General features: G+C 32.5%; 14 protein-coding genes and 1 pseudogene. 10 read left to right on the top strand and 5 right to left on the bottom strand.

Going from position 1 to position 19,956, the window contains the following annotated elements:
* Nucleotides 1-1,029: DUF4397 domain-containing protein (locus tag IAI56_RS12990; protein WP_187658278.1), on the bottom strand; the 1,029-nt coding region annotated here is incomplete at its 3' end.
* Between the two features lie 533 nt (nucleotides 1,030-1,562).
* On the opposite strand from IAI56_RS12990, the gene IAI56_RS12985 reads away from it, so the two are divergent.
* The 5 genes from IAI56_RS12985 to IAI56_RS12965 all read left to right on the top strand — a co-directional run bounded on the left by IAI56_RS12985 (nucleotide 1,563) and on the right by IAI56_RS12965 (nucleotide 9,229).
* Nucleotides 1,563-3,731, top strand: a complete 2,169-nt coding sequence (locus IAI56_RS12985; RefSeq protein ID WP_187658277.1) for a S9 family peptidase — start codon at nucleotides 1,563-1,565, stop codon at nucleotides 3,729-3,731.
* 32 nt (nucleotides 3,732-3,763) lie between these two features.
* On the top strand, nucleotides 3,764-5,458 hold the full coding sequence (locus tag IAI56_RS12980) for a peptide MFS transporter (protein ID WP_187658276.1): 1,695 nt from the start codon (nucleotides 3,764-3,766) through the stop codon (nucleotides 5,456-5,458).
* A 79-nt stretch (nucleotides 5,459-5,537) separates the two neighbouring features.
* The gene (locus tag IAI56_RS12975; protein ID WP_187658275.1) at nucleotides 5,538-7,196 is read left to right on the top strand and encodes a peptide MFS transporter; all 1,659 of its coding nucleotides are present in this window, start codon (nucleotides 5,538-5,540) and stop codon (nucleotides 7,194-7,196) included.
* A gap of 2 nt (nucleotides 7,197-7,198) precedes the next feature.
* Nucleotides 7,199-8,710 carry a peptide MFS transporter gene (locus IAI56_RS12970; RefSeq protein ID WP_187658274.1) on the top strand — a complete coding sequence of 504 codons (1,512 nt, stop codon included), beginning with the start codon at nucleotides 7,199-7,201 and terminating at the stop codon, nucleotides 8,708-8,710.
* Between the two features lie 51 nt (nucleotides 8,711-8,761).
* On the top strand, nucleotides 8,762-9,229 hold the full coding sequence (locus IAI56_RS12965; RefSeq protein WP_187658273.1) for a thioredoxin family protein: 468 nt from the start codon (nucleotides 8,762-8,764) through the stop codon (nucleotides 9,227-9,229).
* Nucleotides 9,230-9,272: 43 nt separating this feature from the next.
* Here IAI56_RS12965 and IAI56_RS12960 read toward each other — a convergent pair whose 3' ends face one another.
* From IAI56_RS12960 to surE, 4 genes are all read right to left on the bottom strand, one after another.
* Entirely contained in the window at nucleotides 9,273-11,234 is a 1,962-nt protein-coding gene (locus IAI56_RS12960; RefSeq protein WP_239106944.1) for a ComEC/Rec2 family competence protein, read from the bottom strand.
* A gap of 110 nt (nucleotides 11,235-11,344) precedes the next feature.
* Nucleotides 11,345-12,010: a C40 family peptidase gene (locus tag IAI56_RS12955; protein ID WP_239106943.1), complete on the bottom strand. Its 666-nt coding sequence runs from the start codon at nucleotides 12,008-12,010 to the stop codon at nucleotides 11,345-11,347.
* Between the two features lie 48 nt (nucleotides 12,011-12,058).
* Complete coding sequence (gene lpxB / locus IAI56_RS12950; RefSeq protein WP_187658271.1) at nucleotides 12,059-13,171, bottom strand: lipid-A-disaccharide synthase; 1,113 nt, start codon at nucleotides 13,169-13,171, stop codon at nucleotides 12,059-12,061.
* A 72-nt stretch (nucleotides 13,172-13,243) separates the two neighbouring features.
* Nucleotides 13,244-14,014: a 5'/3'-nucleotidase SurE gene (gene surE / locus IAI56_RS12945; RefSeq protein WP_187658270.1), complete on the bottom strand. Its 771-nt coding sequence runs from the start codon at nucleotides 14,012-14,014 to the stop codon at nucleotides 13,244-13,246.
* Between the two features lie 166 nt (nucleotides 14,015-14,180).
* On the opposite strand from surE, the gene IAI56_RS12940 reads away from it, so the two are divergent.
* The 5 genes and pseudogenes from IAI56_RS12940 to IAI56_RS12920 form a co-directional block, all read left to right on the top strand.
* Entirely contained in the window at nucleotides 14,181-16,355 is a 2,175-nt protein-coding gene (locus tag IAI56_RS12940; protein ID WP_187658269.1) for a carboxy terminal-processing peptidase, read from the top strand.
* A gap of 1,032 nt (nucleotides 16,356-17,387) precedes the next feature.
* Nucleotides 17,388-18,353: a DNA cytosine methyltransferase gene (locus IAI56_RS12935; protein WP_187658268.1), complete on the top strand. Its 966-nt coding sequence runs from the start codon at nucleotides 17,388-17,390 to the stop codon at nucleotides 18,351-18,353.
* Nucleotides 18,353-19,117 carry an HNH endonuclease gene (locus IAI56_RS12930; protein ID WP_187658267.1) on the top strand — a complete coding sequence of 255 codons (765 nt, stop codon included), beginning with the start codon at nucleotides 18,353-18,355 and terminating at the stop codon, nucleotides 19,115-19,117. The genes IAI56_RS12935 and IAI56_RS12930 overlap by 1 nt, the downstream gene beginning before the upstream one ends.
* Nucleotides 19,114-19,323 carry a hypothetical protein gene (locus tag IAI56_RS12925; RefSeq protein WP_187658266.1) on the top strand — a complete coding sequence of 70 codons (210 nt, stop codon included), beginning with the start codon at nucleotides 19,114-19,116 and terminating at the stop codon, nucleotides 19,321-19,323. Before IAI56_RS12930 ends, IAI56_RS12925 begins: the two co-directional genes overlap by 4 nt.
* Nucleotides 19,324-19,450: 127 nt before the next feature.
* Nucleotides 19,451-19,831 (top strand): annotated as a pseudogene (locus IAI56_RS12920) (DNA cytosine methyltransferase); the annotation flags it as partial.
* Nucleotides 19,832-19,956 lie beyond the last annotated feature (125 nt).

The raw sequence follows: 19,956 nt of genomic DNA, 5'->3' as shown, positions 1-19,956 counted from the left end.
TACACTGTATCCTGTTGGGCTCACAATTCCATTAGCAACTATTATATAGGTTTCATCAGCAGCTAAAGAAGTTGTTAAATTATAAATACTTTCACTTGAAGAAGAACTAGTAGAAGGTGCGATATCAATACTTATCGAAGTTTCTGCTGGTAATTCTATAAATGGTGTTGCAGTTCTAAAGGCAAAATTATCTAGAGCTAAATCTCCATTGATATATACATCCACTTCGGCTGCGATAGCATCAGGGGAATTATGGATTACTTGTACTTTGGCAGTTGGATTGTACAAAGGCAATGGAATTAGTGCTCCACCAGTTGCTTTTGCAACCCATAACCCAAATTCAGGTCCATCACTATTGTTGGCAGGATTTAAAAAACCACTCGCTACAACTGTTATAGCATCGGATTGTAAAAATAAATCACTTAAAGGAGCTGAATATCTAGCTACACTAACTGTACCAGTTTCATCTCTAACATCTAATACATAATTGGCTGTTTCTAACTCTAAATAATTAGAAAAAGTACCATAAGCTAAATTATTAACTATTGTTCCAGCGCCAACACCTGTTTCAACAACATCAACTGTTGGAGCATCTGGAGAACCATGTGCTACTAAAACATCAGTATTTGTTAGAACAGGTGTTCCTTCACGACCACTACTGTAAACACTTAAAGCAAAATTTGGTGCAACAGAATAACCACTTGGACTAACGATACCATTAGCAACAATAATATAGGTTTCACCTGCAGTTAATGTCGTAGTAGTTGTAGATAGTGTCTCTAAAACTGATGTACTACTAGCTGGTGCAACATCAATAGTAATTGGTGCGTGCGCAGGTAAATCGATAAATGGAGTAGCCGTTCTAAAAGCAAAATTATCCAATGCGATTGTACCATTAATGTACACATCAACTTCTTGTGCCGCTAAGTCGGGTGAGTTGTGAATGACTTGCACTCGTGCGGTTTGTGCGTAAGTAAACGTAATGCCAAATAGGATTAACAATTTACATAGATTAGTAATTTTTTTCATAGTTGTTTAATTTTTGTTTAACATTATAAAAGTAATATTAGTCATTTGTTAAAACGTTAATAAAACATTAAAAAACGATTTTGTTATGAAAATTTTAACTAATGTAAAGCATTGAAAACAAGATTTCTAATATTATTTTTTTAAAACACCAGTAAAATAGTAGCTTTAATTTATTTTATTAATAGGCAAGTCACTGAAATTAGATGTTTGATATTAAACAGTTTAGAAAATATAGACTTCAGTAGGAGTAAAATCAATATATAAAGCTATTCATCTTGATGTTATAGGTGTAAAATGAATTGAAAAAATGATAAATACTTTAGTTATATGCACTAAATTAATTGAAAAAAGGAATAATGCTTTTGGAATGAGGACAAAATGAATTGTAAATATGATAAAACAGTTCTAAAGGCATTTAATAATACTATTGCTTGAGACATGTTAATTTTGTAAAAGCGTTTTTAACATAAAATAGTGCTTATATTTATAAAAATTTCACTAAAATTGACGGTTTTTTAAAATACACAAAATACATGAAGTCAATACAACTGATGGTCCTTTTTGTTGCATCTCTTTTCTCGGCAACAGCACAGCAAAAAATTACAGTAGAAGAAATTTATAGAGGTGAGTTTCGTACCAAAGGAATGGATGCATTACAGTCCATGAAAAACACAAATCAATATACAGTTCTAAACACCGATAGAACTTCGAGAAGTCAGCAGATTGACTTATATGATTTTGCTACGCTAAAAAAAGTTGCTACATTATTAGATACTAAATCGCATACTGATTTAGCCGATGGGATTGATAGCTATACTTTTAGCAATGATGAAAAGCAAATTTTAATTGCAAATAACACTTCTCCAATTTTCCGTCATTCGTTTACAGCTACTTATTATTTATATAATCTTGCCACAAAAGAATTGACTAAAGTTTTAGAAAATGTGCAAGAGCCAACGTTTTCTCCAGACGGAACTAAAATTGGTTATGCTAAAGAAAACGATTTGTTTATCTATGATATTGCGTCAAAAGCAATCACTCAAGTAACTACTGACGGAAAGAAAAACGAAATCATTAACGGAATTACGGATTGGGTTTACGAAGAAGAATTTGCCTTTGTAAGAGCTTTTGATTGGAGTTCAGATAGTAAAAAGTTAGCTTTCATTAGATTTGACGAAAGTAAAGTGCCACAATTTTCTATGGATATGTATCAAAAAGATTTGTATCCAACATCACAAACTTTCAAATATCCAAAAGCTGGAGAAAAAAATTCTGAAGTTTCATTACATATTTTTGAAGTAGGAAGTAAATCAGCGAAGAAAATCAATTTAGGAAACTACTCTGATTTTTATATTGCAAGAATGAAATGGACAAATGATGCAAATATTTTGTCTGCGCAAGTGTTAAACCGTCACCAAGACAATTTAGATTTGATTTTTGTTGATGGAACTATAGGAACTCCAAAAGTGATTTTGAACGAAAAAGACAAAGCCTATGTTGATGTAACCGATAATTTGACATTCTTAAAAGACAATAGTTTTATTTGGACATCAGAAAAAGATGGTTTCAATCATATTTATTTATACGATAAAACTGGAAAATTAAAAAACCAAGTGACCAAAGGAAAATGGGAAGTGACTTCTTACTATGGTTTTGATGAAAAAACAAAAACAGTTTTCTATCAATCAGTAGAAAATGGATCAACAGTAAGAGACGTTTATAAAATTTCGCTTGACGGAAAAAAGAAAGTGAAATTATCTTCACAAGTGGGAACAAATGGCGCGACTTTTAGTCCGGATTTCACTTATTACATCAACACTTATTCTAGTGTTACAACTCCGCCAACTTATACTTTGAACAGTTCAAAAGACGGAAAACAAGCGCAAGAAATTGTAAATAATACTCCTTTAGTAGAAAAAATTAAAAAATATGATTTGCCAACAAAAGAGTTTTTCGAATTAACTACAGAAAAAGGTCACAAGTTAAATGCTTGGATGATTAAACCAAAAGATTTTGATGCTAATAAAAAATATCCAGTTTTTATGTATCAATATTCTGGTCCAGGTTCACAAGAAGTGGCTAATAACTGGTTGGATACAAACGATATGTGGTTTATGATGTTGTCTCAACAAGGATATATTACAGTTTGTGTTGACGGTCGTGGAACAGGTTACAAAGGTGCCGATTTCAAGAAATGTACTCAAAAAGAGTTAGGAAAATTTGAAGTTGAAGATCAAATTGATGCTGCAAAAGTTATTGGAAATTATGCTTATGTAGATAAATCTAGAATTGGTATATTTGGCTGGTCGTATGGTGGATTTATGTCGAGCAACTGTTTGTTCAAAGGTGCTGATGTTTTCAAAATGGCAATTGCTGTTGCCCCAGTAACTAATTGGAGATTTTATGATAGCATTTACACTGAAAGATACATGACAACACCACAAGAGAATGCAAGCGGTTATGACGATAATTCGCCAATAAATCATGTGAATAAATTAAAAGGAAACTTTTTATTAATTCACGGAACAGCCGATGATAACGTCCATGTTCAGAATTCAATGCAAATGATTGAAGCATTAGTTCAAGCCAACAAACAATTCGATTGGGCAATTTATCCTGACAAAAATCACGGAATTTATGGAGGTAAAACCAGAATTCAGTTGTATAACAAAATGACAAATTACATTAAAGAGAAATTATAATCAACAAACCAACAAAAATTAAACCAATATTTATGAGTGAAACTACAGTAAAAACAGGTCATCCAAAAGGACTTTGGGTACTATTCGGAACCGAAATGTGGGAAAGGTTCAACTTCTATGGAATGCGAGCGATTTTAACCCTTTTTATGGTGAATTCGTTGATGATGAAAGAAGAAGAAGCATCGATTATTTACGGTGGATTTCTTGGTCTTTGTTATTTAACGCCAATGCTTGGTGGATTTATCTCTGACCGTTTCTTTGGAAACAGAAATTGTATCATGATTGGTGGTGTAATGATGGCAATCGGACAAATGATGCTATTCTTTAGTGCTAGTGTTTTCAGTACAAATTTAGGATTAGCCAATACATTAATGTGGTCAGCATTAGGTATCATTGTTTTTGGTAATGGATTTTTTAAACCAAATATTTCATCAATGGTAGGAAGTTTATATCCAAAACAAGAAAAATCTAAATTGGATACTGCTTTTACAATTTTCTACATGGGAATCAATATTGGTGCTTTTTTAGGTCAATTTATTTGTCCATTAATTGGAGATGTTAAAGACTCTGGTGGAATTAGAGATGTACATGCTTTCAAATGGGGATTTTTGGCAGCGTCAATCGCAATGATTTTGGGAACAGCAATTTTCTTTTTCTTAAAAAATAAATATGTAGTTACACCAGAAGGAAAACCAATTGGTGGATTACCATCAGGAAATGATACTGCTGATTACGAAGAAGGTGAATCGCAAAAAGCGGAGTTTTCAATGGCTTCGATATTTAAAGCAGTTATAATTTTTGCTATTGTGTTCTTCATTTTTAATTATTTTACAGAAGGTGACAATGTTGTAAAAACAATAATTTATCCAATAATCTACGCTAGTGGAGTTTCGCTTGCAGCATTAATTTTAATGGATAGTACCTTAACAAAAGTAGAAACTGACAGAATTTGGGTTATCTATATCATGTCATTTTTTATTATTTTCTTTTGGGCAGCTTTTGAACAAGCAGGTTCGTCTTTGACTTTTATTGCTGATAATCAAACGGATAGAACTTTTCTTTTTGGTTGGCAAATGCCTGCATCAATGGTTCAAATATTTAACGGTTTGTTCGTTGTAATTTTTGCTTTTCCATTTAGTGTTTTGTGGGATAAATTAAGAGCAAAAAATAGCGAACCACTTTCTACAGTAAAACAATCGATAGGTTTATTGTTAATTGCTGTAAGTTATTTTATCATTGCACACAATGTAAAAGATTTAGGAAATACAGGTTTGTTAGCTATTAAGTGGTTGATTTTATTATATTTAATTCAAACTTTTGCAGAGTTATGTTTGTCGCCAATTGGTTTATCGTTAGTTGGTAAATTAGCTCCAAAACGTTTTGCATCATTGGCTTATGGTGTTTTCTTTATTTCGAGTGCAGCAGGATATGCTTTGTCTGGAACTTTAGGTTCAATTCTTCCTGCAACTGGAGATAAATTCAAAAAAGCTTCTGAACTTGGAATTGATTTACAAGGAATTTTGGATAAAACCATTACGCCAACACCAGAACAATTAAAACTTTTAGACGCTAATCAAATTAGTGCTTATAACCATTCATTTGCTGGTTTCGAAATCACTAATTTATATGAATTCTTCATGGTGTTTGTTGTACTTTGTGGAATTGCATCATTAATTTTATTCTTATTAACACCAGTTATCAAAAAAATGATGCACGGTGTGAGATAATCACAATTAAAAATATTTTTATATCTTTCAAACCTACAAGAAATCCTTGTAGGTTTGTTATTTTAATATCTTATAAATTATGTGGAAAAGTCATCCTAAAGCATTGCCTTATTTGTTTTTATCCGAAATGTGGGAACGTTTTGGTTACTATTTAATGATCGGAATTTTTACGCTTTATCTAAAAGATGTCGAAGCAGGATTTGCCATGACCGAAAAAGAAGCTTCGGATTTGTATGGAACTTTCATCGCTTTGGTTTTCTTAACGCCTTTTATTGGCGGATTAGTTGCAGATAGGTATTTGGGTTATAAAAAGTCAATTGTTCTTGGTGGAATAATGATGGGTGCAGGTTATTTTATGATGGGAATTCATGATATTGTGATGCTTTACATTGCTATGACATTGGTAATTGTAGGTAATGGATTTTTCAAACCTAATATTTCTACGCTTTTAGGAAATTTTTATAACGAAGATAAATATAAAGAGAAAAAAGACGAAGGATACAATATTTTCTATATGGGAATTAACGTTGGAGCTTTCATTTGTAACTTCTTTGGTGCCGCTTTGCAAATCCTTTTAGGTTGGCAATATGCGTTTATGGCAGCTGGAGTTGGAATGTTTATCGGTGTAATTGTATTCCTTTTAGGAACAAAACACTATGGCGACAAAACCGAAAAGAAAGGAATTCAACAAGGCGATATGCCATTTTATAAAATTGTTTTGTATATCCTTGTTCCATCGGTAGTTTTTGGAATTATTGGTTGGTTGATAAAAGGTGTTCAATCGGATGTAAATTTAGATAGCGCTATTTTCGGTTCGGATAGTACTGATGCGTTTATATTTGCCTGTATTCCGGTAATTTATTTTTATGGAAGTTTATATTTCAAAGCTAAAGTTGATGAGAAAAGACAAATAGGAGCTTTACTTTCTATTTTTGCGGTTGTAATATTATTTTGGGCAGTTTTTAAACTTAATGGTTCAGCGTTAACAACATGGGCAGATAGATATACTGATAGAGAAATTACAGGAACAACACAAACCGTTTTTAGTAGTTTAAAGTTATCCAAAGATGTTGAATTCAAAAAAGATTCAACTGAATTATATGACTCTAGTTTCCGATTGCAAAAAGAAAACGGAGTGGTAAAAAAAGAAGTAAATTATCCAGTATATTTTAGAAATGTTGCCGAAGAGAATAAACCAAATGAAGGTTCAAAGGTATCACTTTGGGCAACCAATTTAAGTCAATCAATAAATCCAGGTTGGGTTATCATTTTGACACCTTTAATTGTTGCATTTTTCACTTATTTGCGAAGCAGAAAAAAAGAGCCATCAACACCAACAAAAATTGCTTTCGGATTATTAATTTCCGCTTTATCGGTTTTAGTGATGGTTGCAGCAGTTCATATTGGAAACAATGGAACCGAGAAAGTATCGGTTTGGTGGTTGGTTGCCAATTATGGAATTATCACTATTGGAGAGTTATTTTTAAGTCCGATGGGATTGTCAATTGTTTCTAAATTATCACCAAAAAACATCACAGCTTTAATGATGGGCGGATGGTTTTTATCAACTTCCATCGGAAATAAATTATCAGGAGTTTTAGCAAGTATGTGGGATCAATATGATGACAAAGCTAATTTCTTTTGGGTAAACTTCGGACTATTAATGTTTGCAACACTATTAATGTTTGCTTTAGTGAAAAATCTAAACAAGGTAATGAAAGATCACGGAATTAATTAAGTATGGAAAAAAATCTAACTATCGACCAAATTCAAGATTTTAAAGGAAAATATCCAAAACAACTTTGGTATTTATTCTTCTCCGAAATGTGGGAACGTTTTTGTTTTTATGGAATGCGCGGCATGTTAGTTGTTTTTATGGTACAACATTTAGGAATGAATGAAAAGGTTGCCAATCTACAATATGGTGCAACTCAAGCTTGGGTTTATGCCTTTACATTTATTGGCGGATTATTTGCTGATAAAATTCTTGGATTAAGAAAATCACTTTTTTGGGGAGGAATTTTGATGATTATAGGAAGTGTAATTCTTGCTGTCGATCCAAAAAATTTCTTTTTTATAGGAATTGGTTTTACAATTGTTGGAACAGGATTTTTTAAGCCAAATATTTCCTCAATGGTTGGTCAATTATACCGTGATGGCGATCCAAGGCGTGATGCTGGTTTTTCATTCTTTTATATGGGAGTAAATCTAGGAGCTTTAATTGGCGGATATATTTGTATTGCGGTTGCCGAAGGTTCGCTTTGGCAGTCATTAGTTCCTGAAAATCTTAGATGGAATGTTGGTTTTGGATTTGCAGCAGTTGTAATGATTATCAGCTTACTAACGTTTACTCAAACGCAAAAAAGCCTCGGCAACATTGGGTTATCACCATTGTTAGATATGGAGAAATCAAAAAAGAAGTTATACGAAATGTTGACTTTTATAGGTTCGTTAGCGATTGTTCCAGTTATTATAGTAATGGTTGCCAATACTGAATATACCGATTATTTTATGATGTTTATTGGTCCAGCTTCAGTGTTGTATTTGTTTTATGAAATGAAGAATTTTTCTTCAGTCGAAAATAAAAAACTTTTGGCAGCGTTGATTTTTATCATTTTTTCTATTTTCTTCTGGGCATTTTTTGAGCAAAGCGGTGGTTCATTAAGTTTGTTTGCAGCTAATAATTTGAATAATGAAATTGCAGGAATTCAGTTAAGTCCAAATGGAGTGAATAATTCTGCTAATTCATTATTTGTAATTGGTTTTGCAGCATTAGTTGGATTAGTTTGGCTTTGGATGGCTAAAAGAAAAATCGAACCTAATACAGTTATTAAATTTGGTTTAGCTTTTATATTTTTAGCAGCTGGATTTTGGATTTTTTATTATACTAAATTCTTTGCCGATTTAAACGGAAGAACTTCATTAGGAATTTTCACTTTCGGATGGTTTATTATCACATTTGGAGAGCTTTGTCTATCGCCAATCGGAATGTCAGCCATGACAAAATTATCACCACAAAAAACTCAAGCCGTTATCATGGGAATGTGGTTTTTAGCAAGTGCTTATGGTCAATATTTCGCTGGATTGTTAGGCGCAAACATAGCCGAAGCTTCTGAAAATGCAACCAATTTAGAAAAACTAAATACTTATGCTGATGGCTATGAGCAGTTGGCGATTTATGCTTTAATTGCTGGAATTGTATTAATTGTCATTTCACCATTAGTTAAAAAATTGATGCAAGACGTAAAATAGTTGTTTACTGTTTGGCATTCTTTTTGTTATATTTGAAAAAAATTATTCACAATGAAAAAAATAGTCTTAACGTTATTCTTAGTTTTAGGATCGTTTACAATACAAGCCCAAGAGTTAACTTGGGAAACTGATATCAACAAAGCAATTGAAGTTTCAAAAAAATCAAAAAAACCTTTGTTGTTGTTTTTCACAGGAAGTGATTGGTGCGGATGGTGCATTCGTTTACAAAACGAAGTGATGAAAAAACCAGAATTTGCAAAATGGGCAAAAGATAATGTAGTTTTAGTTGAATTGGATTTCCCAAGAAAAACGCCAATGAAACCAGAACTTCAAAAGCAAAATTTTGAATTGCAACAGCTATTTGCAGTACAAGGTTATCCAACAATTTGGTTGGCTAATGTAACTCAAAAAGATGGCAAAGTAAACTTTGAACAGTTAGGAAAAACAGGTTATGTTGCAGGCGGACCAGAAGCTTGGATTGCTGGAGCTAACCAAATTTTAGCTAATAAAAAATCGTAATTCAATAAGTCAATTTGAATTTCTTTGAAAGAAAGGTGTCGAACTAAAATTTATAAAATCCTTTTTCATGCGTGTTATGGAAAAGGATTTTTTCTTTTCTACACGTTGCTTCCCAAAGTTTGCTGTAACTTTTAAAATTAGAACCATCAGCAATAATGACTTTTGGTTTGTAGTATTGCAAAACTCTAGACAAATTTATCTTTGGCGATGTAATAATAACCAAAATATCAGGTTGAATTTTGGGATTATAAATCGATGAACTGTCGATGATTAAAACCTTTTTGTTGTTGATGTAAAGTAAGTTTTCAAGTATTTGCTTTTTCTGAATTTTGCAAAAATTTCCAACCAAATAAGACTGAACTGCAATATTTTTATCAATAGTCGTCAAAATACTGTCGTTTGCATAAATAGTTACATTCTCACCATTTCGTTCAGTTATAATCGTATTTTTTCGGCTATTGAAAACAATTCCTTCTTGTCCAGTTTGTGTTTCCATTTTTTGAAAAATAAAAACAAATTGAAGTACGAGTAAACTCAATATACCAAACACTAATCGAGGAAAAGTTGCTTTTTTGAACCATAAAATCCATCCAATAATTACAAAATAGGAAATCCAAAGCATCGATTCAGAAAACGAAATGTTTTTAATGACAAAACTTTCAAATGATGCAACCCAATGAATGATTGCATTTAGCAACCAGATTGACCATTCCAAAGGTTTGATAACAAACATTGGTACAAATCCAAAACAAGCAAATAGTAATGAAAAAACACCAATTGCCATAACGACACTTAACAATGGTATGATTAAAATATTGGTTAAGAAAAATAATCCCGGAAACTGATGAAAATAAAAAATACTCAACGGCATTGCGCCAATTTGTGCCGATGTTGACATGCAGATAATTTTCCAAAAATAGTTGATAACACTGTTTTTTGGAACCCAAATTTTGGCATAAAGAGGGTCAACCCAAACAATGAAGAACAAAGCAAGATAACTCAATTGAAAACCTACATCATAGAGAAACGATGGTTTTACTAATAAAATTAAAAACATCGAAACCAATAGAGTGTGATACATATTTACCGTTCTGCCTAAATTGGTTCCAATGGCTAAAAACGAAAACATGGTTACCGAGCGAACAACCGATGGCGATAATCCAGCTAAAACAGCAAACGACCATAATGATAAAAGAATAATCAATAACTTGGTTGCTTTTCCTTTTTTTGAATTAGGAACTGAACGAAGCAAGAACATGATAAAACCCATAATTAATCCAACATGTAAGCCCGAAACTGACAAAATATGAACAGCGCCAGCATATTGATAATCTTTCAAGATTTCAGGAGAAATATCTTGTTGTTGACCAAGGAGCAATGCAATAAAAACCGTTAATTCTTCTTTGCTTAAGCTTGATTTTTGAAAAACTTCAATGATTTTTTCTCTATAATTCGAGAAAAATATCCAAATCGAATTTTCATGACCAATTGTTTTTACCGTTTCGGGTTTGGCATAAATTTGACCATAGATTTCTTGGTTTTCCAAATAATTTCCATAGTCAAATTGATTGGGATTAAAAGGAGATTTATTGCTGTAAAATGTTCCACTAAGAGTTGCTAAATCCCCAATTTTTATTCTTTTTAAATTGCGGTCTATTGGGAAGTTTACAATTATTTTACCATAGCTTTCTTGGTTTTCAATTGATTTGATTTTTGCTACATATCGGTAGTTTTTTTTCGTATTCTTGAGTTTTTCATCAAGTAAAACGCTGTAGTTTAGATTTTGATTTACATCAGGAATTTGGTGAATATAATGCTTTGGATTAAAAGTCTCTTTGTGGATTGTTGCGGTTGAAATTCCCAAAAAGATAGAAGATGTAAGCGTGAAAACCCCGAATAAAAAATGAAATTGTTCTGTTTTCTTTTTAATTATATGAGAAACAAATAACAAAATTAAACTCAGCGAAAGAAGAGCAAAAGATAACTTTGGACTTATATCCAGCATCGAAAATAATAGAATGCCAGTTATAAAACCAATTGTAATTTTTGTTAAAGGAAAATGTAAAAATTTCATGAAGACTAAGCTACATGATTATTTTTATATTTGCAAGAAAATTAATCTAAGATACGATTTACCTGTGCGAAAGTTCTTTGATAGTAAGCTTCTTTAGTTGAAGAAACAATTACACCTAAGCTAGTTGAAGAATGGATAAATTTAATTTCATCTCCATTAATTTCAGTTATCATTCCTACGTGAGAAATACGTTTGCTTACGGTTTTGAAGAAAATTAAATCGCCAACTTTATATTCGTCTTGATTTAAAATCCTACCAATTTTTGCCATTTCATGAGACGAACGAGGCAGAGTAATATCAAATTTTTTAAACGTAGAAAACATCAATCCAGAACAATCAAAGCCATCTTTTGAAGTTCCACCACCACGATATCTTGTGCCTAAATTATCAGATGCATTGTTGATTAATTGTTCAATTAAATAATTGCTTTCTTCGTCAATTAGAATGTCATCATCGTTAGTAGTGTTGATGATAGATGATTTGTTTTCCTTCTTTTTAGCTTCTTTTCTGTTGGAAGATTTTGGCTTTTCGCTTTTCACTTTTTCGATAGAAGTAGTAGCAACAGCATTATCGGATAAAGGCGAAGCGTAAATTCCTTTTTTTATGGCTTGTTCTTTGGAAGTAACTATTTTACCAGATTGAGCCAATGCAGTACTGCTGATTGTTAAAATCAGTAAAATTATAGCTATGTATTTTAGTTTTGCCAAAAAAAATGTCTTTTTGCAAATTTAGAAAAAAATAACAATAACCGAAAATTATAGAATTTCTTTAACAATTAATTGGGCAGTTTTTTGACTAGCACCAATACCACCGAGTTTGCTTTCTAAAATGTCATATTCAGCTAAAACATGATTTCGATGATCAATTTCTAATAGTTTAGCAAGTTCTTCTTTAATTCTTTTTGGGTTGCAATCGTCTTGAATTAGCTCGGTTACAACTTGTTTGTCCATAATTAAATTAACCAGCGAAATGTATTTTAAAGTAATAATCCTTTTGGCGATTTGATACGAAATCCAATTGCCTTTGTAACAAACCACTTCTGGAACTTTAAATAAGGCAGTTTCTAGTGTTGCTGTGCCAGATGTAACCAATGCTGCGGTTGAAATGCTCAATAAATCATACGTTTTATTGGAAACAAATTTTACATTTTGGGTAGTTAAAAATTGTTTGTAAAATTCAAATTCCTGACTTGGCGCACCAGCAATGACAAATTGATAGTCGGTAAAATCATTGACAACGCTTAGCATCACCGAAAGCATTTTTGAAATCTCTTGTTTTCTGCTTCCAGGAAGTAGTGCTATGATTGGTTTTTCATCAAGATTATTTTCTTTCTTAAATTGAATTTCATCGGTTTTCTTTCGATTATGAATAGCATCAATCAGCGGATGGCCAACAAAATCAACAGGAAAATTATGTTTTACTTCAAAAAAATCTTTCTCAAACGGAAGAATAACAAATAATTTGTCAAAATCTCTTTTGATGGCTTTGATACGATTTTCTTTCCAAGCCCAAATTTGTGGCGCAATATAATAATGAGTTTTGATGCCTTTTTGTTTTGCCCATCGAGCAATTCGCATATTGAAACCAGGATAATCAATGAAAATAATGACATCGGGATTGAATTTTTCAATGTCATTTTTGCAAAATTTAATATTATTTAAAATGGTTTTTAAATTCATTACTACTTCGGCAAAACCCATAAAAGCTAAATCACGATAGTGTTTTACTAAAGTTCCGCCAACTTCTCGCATTAAATCTCCACCCCAAAATCGAATGTCGGCATTGGTATCTTCTTGATACAAAGCACGCATTAAATTGGAACCATGTAAATCGCCCGAAGCTTCGCCAGCAATGATATAATATTTCATTTTTTGCGTGTTTATTTTTTATAGGTAATAAATGCAGTCGCTCTCGCTCGTGTCATTTTTATTGGTTTTAATTTAAAAATCCCAAGTATTCAATTGTTGAATAGCGTGATGTGCTGTCATATCAAATTGTACTGGAACAACAGAAACATAGCCATTAGCGAGTGCAAATTCATCGGTGTCTTCGCCTTTATCTTGATTGACAAATTCTCCAGTTAACCAATAATAATCTTTGCCATAAGGCGTTTGTCTTTTATCAAAACGTTCCATCCATCGCGCTTTTGCTTGACGACAAATTTTAATTCCTTTGATATCTTCGCCTTTTAATTTGGGGAAATTAACGTTCAAAACCGTTCCGTCAGGAATAGAATGCTCCAAAACTTGAAGTGCAATTTTCTTGATAAATGGTTTGGTTGCTTCAAAATCAGCATTCCAGCTAAAATCAGCAAGTGAAAAACCAATAGCTGGAATTCCTTCAATTCCAGCTTCAACAGCAGCGCTCATCGTTCCGGAGTAAATTACATTTATAGAAGAATTTGAACCGTGATTAATTCCTGAAACACACAAATCTGGTTTGCATTTTAGAATTTCATGTACGGCAAGTTTGACGCAATCTACTGGAGTTCCAGAACAATTGTATTCGGTTATTGAGGCATTTTCGGCAGAAATTTTATTGAGATACAAAGTATTGTTTACTGTTATAGCATGTCCCATTCCGCTTTGTGGACTATCGGGAGCAACTACTACAACTTCGCCAATTTCTGCCATAACGGCAATTAAGTTTCTAATGCCTGGAGCTGTAATTCCATCGTCGTTTGTAACCAGAATTAAAGGTTTTTTACTCATGTTGTTTATTCAATTAAGGCAAAATTAACCAAAATTAACGTCAAATTACGTAACAATTTTTTTAACTTTGGACAAATTGAGTAATGAATAGAAATCGTTTAACAAAAAATTAGCTGTTCCAAAAGAATATTGGCATAGTTTTTTATGTACTTTAGACAAAAAATTAATGAATGTTATTTTGCAATTTATGAAAAGAAATTATAGAGTTCTCCTGGTAATTGCAGCCTTGTCGGTTGCCTTATGGAGTTTTATTCCAAGAGAGAAACAATCAGATCCAGAAAAAGATAAACTACTAATAGAGTTGTTGACTTTTGTTATCGAACGGGGTCATTACAGTCCATCAGCTATAGATGATGCTTTTTCAAAAGGTGTTTACAAAGATTATTTAGAAGCATTAGATCCGTCAAAACGTTTCTTTTTACAATCGGATATTGAGGAGTTTGCCAAATTTGAAACCCAATTGGATGAACAAATTAATAATAAAGATTTAACTTTCTTTGATTTAACTTATACAAGGTTGATGGAAAGAATGAAAGAAAGCAAAGAGTATTATCAAGATGCTTTGGCTAAACCTTTTGATTACAAAAAAGACGAAAGCATTAATACCGATTATGAAAAATTGCCTTACGCCAAAAATAAAGCTGAGTTAAAAGAAAGATGGCGTTTACAGGTTAAACTTTCGGCACTTTCTTCCTTAGTTGAAAAACAAAAATTAGAAGAAGACAAGAAAAATAATAAAGATTTAGCCGAAAAACAAGCACCAAAATCTTTTGAAACACTTGAAAAAGAAACCCGCGAAAATACTTTAAAATCATTAAACGATTACTTTGGTTTTATTAAAGATTTAACTCGCGATGACTGGTTTTCGGTTTATGTAAATGCAATTGCGTCTAGATTTGATCCGCATACTGCTTATATGGCGCCAACAGAGAAAGAGCGTTTTGATGTTAGTATGAGTGGAAAATTTGACGGAATTGGAGCAAGACTTCAAAAAGAAAATGATTTCACCAAAATCTCTGAACTAATTTCTGGCGGACCAGCTTGGAAAGGAAAACAGCTTGAAGCAGGAGATATTATTTTGAAAGTAGCACAGGCTAATGCTGAACCAGTTGATGTTGTTGGAATGCGATTGGACGATGTGGTGAAAAAAATTAAAGGTCCAAAAGGAACCGAAGTAAAACTTACGGTAAAAAAACCAGATGGTTCTATAAAAGTGATTACAATTGTTAGAGATGCCGTTGAAATTGAAGAAACCTATGTGAAGTCGAGCGTTGTTAACATTGATGGAAACAAATATGGAGTTATTTATTTGCCAAAATTCTATATCGATTTTGAAGATAAAAACGCTCGCGATGCAGGAAAAGATGTTGCACAAGAAGTAGAACGATTAAAAGCTGAAGGCGTAAAAGGAATTGTGATGGATGTTCGTGATAACGGCGGAGGTTCATTAAAAACAGTTGTAGATATTGCAGGTTTATTCATTGAACAAGGTCCAATTGTACAAATTAAATCGGCGGAAGGAAAAAAAGATGTTCTTTTTGATAGAGATGCAAAAGTACAATGGGATGGACCGCTTGTTGTCATGATTAATGAATTTTCAGCTTCGGCATCAGAGATTTTGGCAGCAGCAATTCAAGATTACAAACGCGGTGTAATCGTGGGTAGTAAACAATCTTATGGAAAGGGAACAGTTCAAAATCTTTACGATTTAAACCAGTTTATTCGTGGTGGAACCTATGGCGATTTGGGAGCTTTGAAAACAACTACTCAAAAATATTACAGAATTAATGGTGGTTCAACCCAACGTGAAGGTGTAAAAAGTGATGTAGTTATGGCAGACAAATATGCTTACTTAAAAATGGGTGAGAAAGATGTTGAAAATGCAATGCCTTGGGATAAAATTGATGCAGCAAACTATAAAGTTTGGGATAAACAACACAATTACGATTTGGCAATTGCTCAAAGTAAAGCAAGATTAGAAAATAATTCTCAAATGCAATTGATAGAAGACAACGCAAAATGGCTTGAAAAACGTAATAACGAGAATGTTTATAGTCTTCAAATTGATAAATTCAAAGCAGAACAAAAAGCATTGGATGAAACCAATAAAAAGTACAAACCAATTACAGATTATAAAAACTCGTTAGTATTCAGTTCTTTGCCTTATGAAAATGAAATGGTTAAAAACGATGCTTTGTTAAAAGAGAAAAGAGACAGATGGCACGAAAGTTTATCCAAAGATTTATACATCGAAGAAGCACTACATATTTTAAATGATATGAATTTTGGTAAAAAAGAAGTAACCAATAAAGTGACTAAAGAAAAAATGGTAAAGTCATAAATTGATTTATAACTCAAACAAAAAACCACTCATTTCGAGTGGTTTTTTTATGCCTATCAATCGCTAAACAAAAATGGCAGAACAACATAACGCAACAAAACAACTAAAATAAAACCATCTAGTTCAACCAATTAACTTTCCACAAATACAAATTAGATTAAACGCATTACAAAGAAAATCTACTGTTGCTCAAAAAAATCTACATGCGTTGCAAAGAATATTTACATGCGTTGCAATCCATTTTGACAACCTTACAATGCATTTTGACAACGTTACAATCCACTTTGACAACCTTACATTTAACATTTACATGCGCTGCAAAGCGTTTTGACAGCGTTACAATCCACTTTGACAACGTTACAAAGCACTTTGACAAGCTTACAATCCACATTTACATACGTTACAAAGCACTTTGACAGCGTTACAAAGGACATTTACATGCGTTCGAACCACTTTGACAGCCTTACAATCCACTTTGACAACGTTACATTTAACATTTACATGCGTTGCAATCCGTTTTGACAACCTTACAAAGCACTTTGACAGCGTTACATTGCATTTTGACAACGTTACAAAGACCATTTACACGCGTTCGAAAGACAATTACATGCGTTGCAAAGCATTTTCACAACGTTACAATCCACTTTGATAGCCTTACATTGAACATTTATATCCATTGCAACGACACCTGATAACATTACAACAAATACAATTCCCTTTTTCTGGAGTGCTTCCCAACAGGCGAGCTGGCTTCTAACTCTCTCAGGGTTCAAAGCCCTGCGTAGGGTTAATCTATAAAACAAACTCACAAAATAATCCCATCATTCAAAATAATTTATTGAACCATTTTCCCCATCAATCAGTTCAATACTTAATCGTTGAAAAATGCACCTAAGCGTTTTTTACCCTCAAAAATCGGCAAAACTAACCAAATTAATCACAAACACTGAGCTTACAATAAAATCAAAAACAAACAAAAAACATTTCTCATAATTTTTGTATTTTAGCATTTCAATTTTTTTTAAAATTAAAATGAAACTTAAAGAAAAAATATCGCTTGAAAAAGTATTTGAAAAAGAATACAAAGTAAAACTTGTTGAACTTGAAAGCAACAAGGAAGCGGTTATTACACATTTTTTGCACAATAGCAAAAATGGTGTTTCTCAATTTTTCAAAAAAGATGCAGTAAAATACACAAAAGAAATTTTACAATACGAATACCCAAAAGAAGAAATTTCAAACATTGTTGCGGAAGAAGCATTGCAATATGGGATTTTTGACACTTTTGACATTCCATTTCCGCCAGTTGAAAATCCTAAATTTAAATTTATCGATTTATTTGCTGGAATTGGCGGATTTCGTTTAGCAATGCAAAACCTTGGCGGAAAATGTGTTTTCACAAGCGAGTGGGACAAAGAAGCAAAACGAACATACAAAGCAAATTTTGGAGAACGACCATTTGGTGACATCACAAAAGAAGAAACTAAAGCATTTATTCCAGACGGTTTTGACTTGCTTTGTGCTGGTTTTCCGTGCCAAGCGTTTTCGATTGCTGGAAAACGTGGAGGATTTGAAGATACAAGAGGGACATTATTTTTTGATGTTGCCGAAATTATCAAAAGAAAACAACCCAAAGCAATATTTTTAGAAAATGTAAAAGGTTTAAGAAACCATAATGGCGGAAAAACTTTAGCAACAATTTTAAACGTTTTAAGAAACGATTTGGGTTATTTTGTCCCTGAACCGCAAATTGTAAATGCAAAAGATTTTGGCGTTCCACAAAATAGAGAACGAATTTATATTGTTGGATTTCATCCAAGTACAAATGTTACTGAATTTAATTACCCAAAACCTTTGGACAAAAAAGTAACTTTTGCTGACATTAAAGAAAAGAAATATTTGGGCGTTCCCTTCGGTCGGGCTTTCCGTTCCAATCTTTTTGTTCGTTCCTCACAAAAAGGATTTCCTCTTCAATCCCTAACGCAAAAAGTTGCATAATGAAAAGTAATAATTGGACAAAAGAAGAAACGATTGTTGCTTTTAATGTTTATTGTAAAATTCCATTCAAAAGTAGTAGCAAAACTAACCCTACGATAATAAAATATGCCAACATAATTGGTAGAAGTCCTTCTGCATTGAATATGAAAGTTGGAAATTTTGGAAGGCTTGACCCAGAATTAAAAAAACAAGGAATTGTTGGATTAGGAAATGGGAGTAAACTTGATGAAATTGTTTGGAATGAATTTAATGGAAATTGGGAGAAATTGGCTTACGAAAGCGAGTTATTAATAGCTGAATTTCAAAATAAAAAAGTTGAAGAAATTATTGATGATGGAGTTTTCGAATTTCCACTTGGAACAGAAAGAGAAACCATAATCAAACAGAGAGTAAATCAAAACTTTTTCCGTTCTACAATACTTTCATCATACAATGTAAAATGTTGTATCACAGGCTTATCAATTTCTGATTTTTTAGTAGCAAGTCATATAGTTCCTTGGAAAAAAGATGAAAACAATCGCTTAAATCCTCATAATGGCTTATGTCTAAATTCAATTCACGACAGAGCTTTCGATAAAGGTTTTATAACCATTACGCCTGATTATAAAATAAAAGTTTCGAAATATTTTGATGATTTCAAAAAAGATGAAGCTGTTCCTGATTTCTTTTTAAAATACGAAAATCAATCTATTATTTTACCCGATAGATTTCTTCCATCTAAAGAATTTTTAGACTATCATTATCATCAAATTTTTAAAAAATGAAATACACATTAAAAATAATATTTGGGAAAGAGCAAGTTTCTAAAATATACAATAATGAAACTTTAACAGATGATGAATTAAGGCACAATATAAAGGAATATTCATTCAATTCTGAAGCAGAAAAAATAGCATTTATAAATGGGATTAATGAAGCGATTGGTTGGACTGAATGTTGTATTCCAGAGCTTGAATTGCGTGAGGGATAGTAGCGAAAAGCCCACAGCGAGGAACGAGCGAGGACTTGTAGCGGATAGCCCGACTTTTTGTGCCATATACAAAATATGCTTTTTAGCCAAAACTTGATGGCACAAAAAGGCACGCCCACAATATTTTCTTTCTACTCAATACGTACAAACTTTAGTCAATCACAAAGCACGACACGAGGGAAAAGGAAATGGTTTTGGTTACGCAATAATTCCCGATAACGGAATAAGCAACGCAATTGTTGTTGGCGGAATGGGAAGAGAAAGAAACTTGGTTTTAGACCACAGAATTACTGATTTTACACCAACAACTCACATCAAAGGAACTGTAAATCGTGAAGGAATTCGTAAAATGACACCAAGAGAATGGGCAAGATTACAAGGCTTTCCTGACGAATTTTTAATTCCAGTTGCTGATGCATCTGCTTATAAACAATTCGGCAACTCCGTCGCCGTTCCTGCAATTCAAGCAACTGCAAATGAAATATTAAGACTAATCAACAAACTATAATGGGAAAATTAAACGATTTAAGTATTACAATAGGACGAGATAACAAAGCCGAAATAGTTTTTGATAGTTTGTTTCCTAATTTTTTAGAAGTAGAATACGAAAAACCAAACGAATACATTCAGAAA

The organism is Flavobacterium macrobrachii (assembly GCF_014486675.1).
GTDB lineage: Bacteria > Bacteroidota > Bacteroidia > Flavobacteriales > Flavobacteriaceae > Flavobacterium > Flavobacterium macrobrachii.
This window is presented reverse-complemented; position numbering and strand designations above follow the sequence as displayed.

What these genes read in the sequence shown, in the direction of transcription:
- IAI56_RS12985 (WP_187658277.1), top strand. Translation starts at nt 1,563, where the DNA reads ATGAAGTCAATACAACTGATGGTCCTTTTTGTTGCATCTCTTTTCTCG.
- IAI56_RS12980 (WP_187658276.1), top strand. Translation starts at nt 3,764, where the DNA reads ATGAGTGAAACTACAGTAAAAACAGGTCATCCAAAAGGACTTTGGGTA.
- IAI56_RS12975 (WP_187658275.1), top strand. Translation starts at nt 5,538, where the DNA reads ATGTGGAAAAGTCATCCTAAAGCATTGCCTTATTTGTTTTTATCCGAA.
- IAI56_RS12970 (WP_187658274.1), top strand. Translation starts at nt 7,199, where the DNA reads ATGGAAAAAAATCTAACTATCGACCAAATTCAAGATTTTAAAGGAAAA.
- IAI56_RS12965 (WP_187658273.1), top strand. Translation starts at nt 8,762, where the DNA reads ATGAAAAAAATAGTCTTAACGTTATTCTTAGTTTTAGGATCGTTTACA.
- IAI56_RS12960 (WP_239106944.1), bottom strand. Translation starts at nt 11,234, where the DNA reads ATGCTGGATATAAGTCCAAAGTTATCTTTTGCTCTTCTTTCGCTGAGT.
- lpxB (WP_187658271.1), bottom strand. Translation starts at nt 13,171, where the DNA reads ATGAAATATTATATCATTGCTGGCGAAGCTTCGGGCGATTTACATGGT.
- surE (WP_187658270.1), bottom strand. Translation starts at nt 14,014, where the DNA reads ATGAGTAAAAAACCTTTAATTCTGGTTACAAACGACGATGGAATTACA.
- IAI56_RS12940 (WP_187658269.1), top strand. Translation starts at nt 14,181, where the DNA reads ATGAATGTTATTTTGCAATTTATGAAAAGAAATTATAGAGTTCTCCTG.
- IAI56_RS12935 (WP_187658268.1), top strand. Translation starts at nt 17,388, where the DNA reads ATGAAACTTAAAGAAAAAATATCGCTTGAAAAAGTATTTGAAAAAGAA.
- IAI56_RS12930 (WP_187658267.1), top strand. Translation starts at nt 18,353, where the DNA reads ATGAAAAGTAATAATTGGACAAAAGAAGAAACGATTGTTGCTTTTAAT.
- IAI56_RS12925 (WP_187658266.1), top strand. Translation starts at nt 19,114, where the DNA reads ATGAAATACACATTAAAAATAATATTTGGGAAAGAGCAAGTTTCTAAA.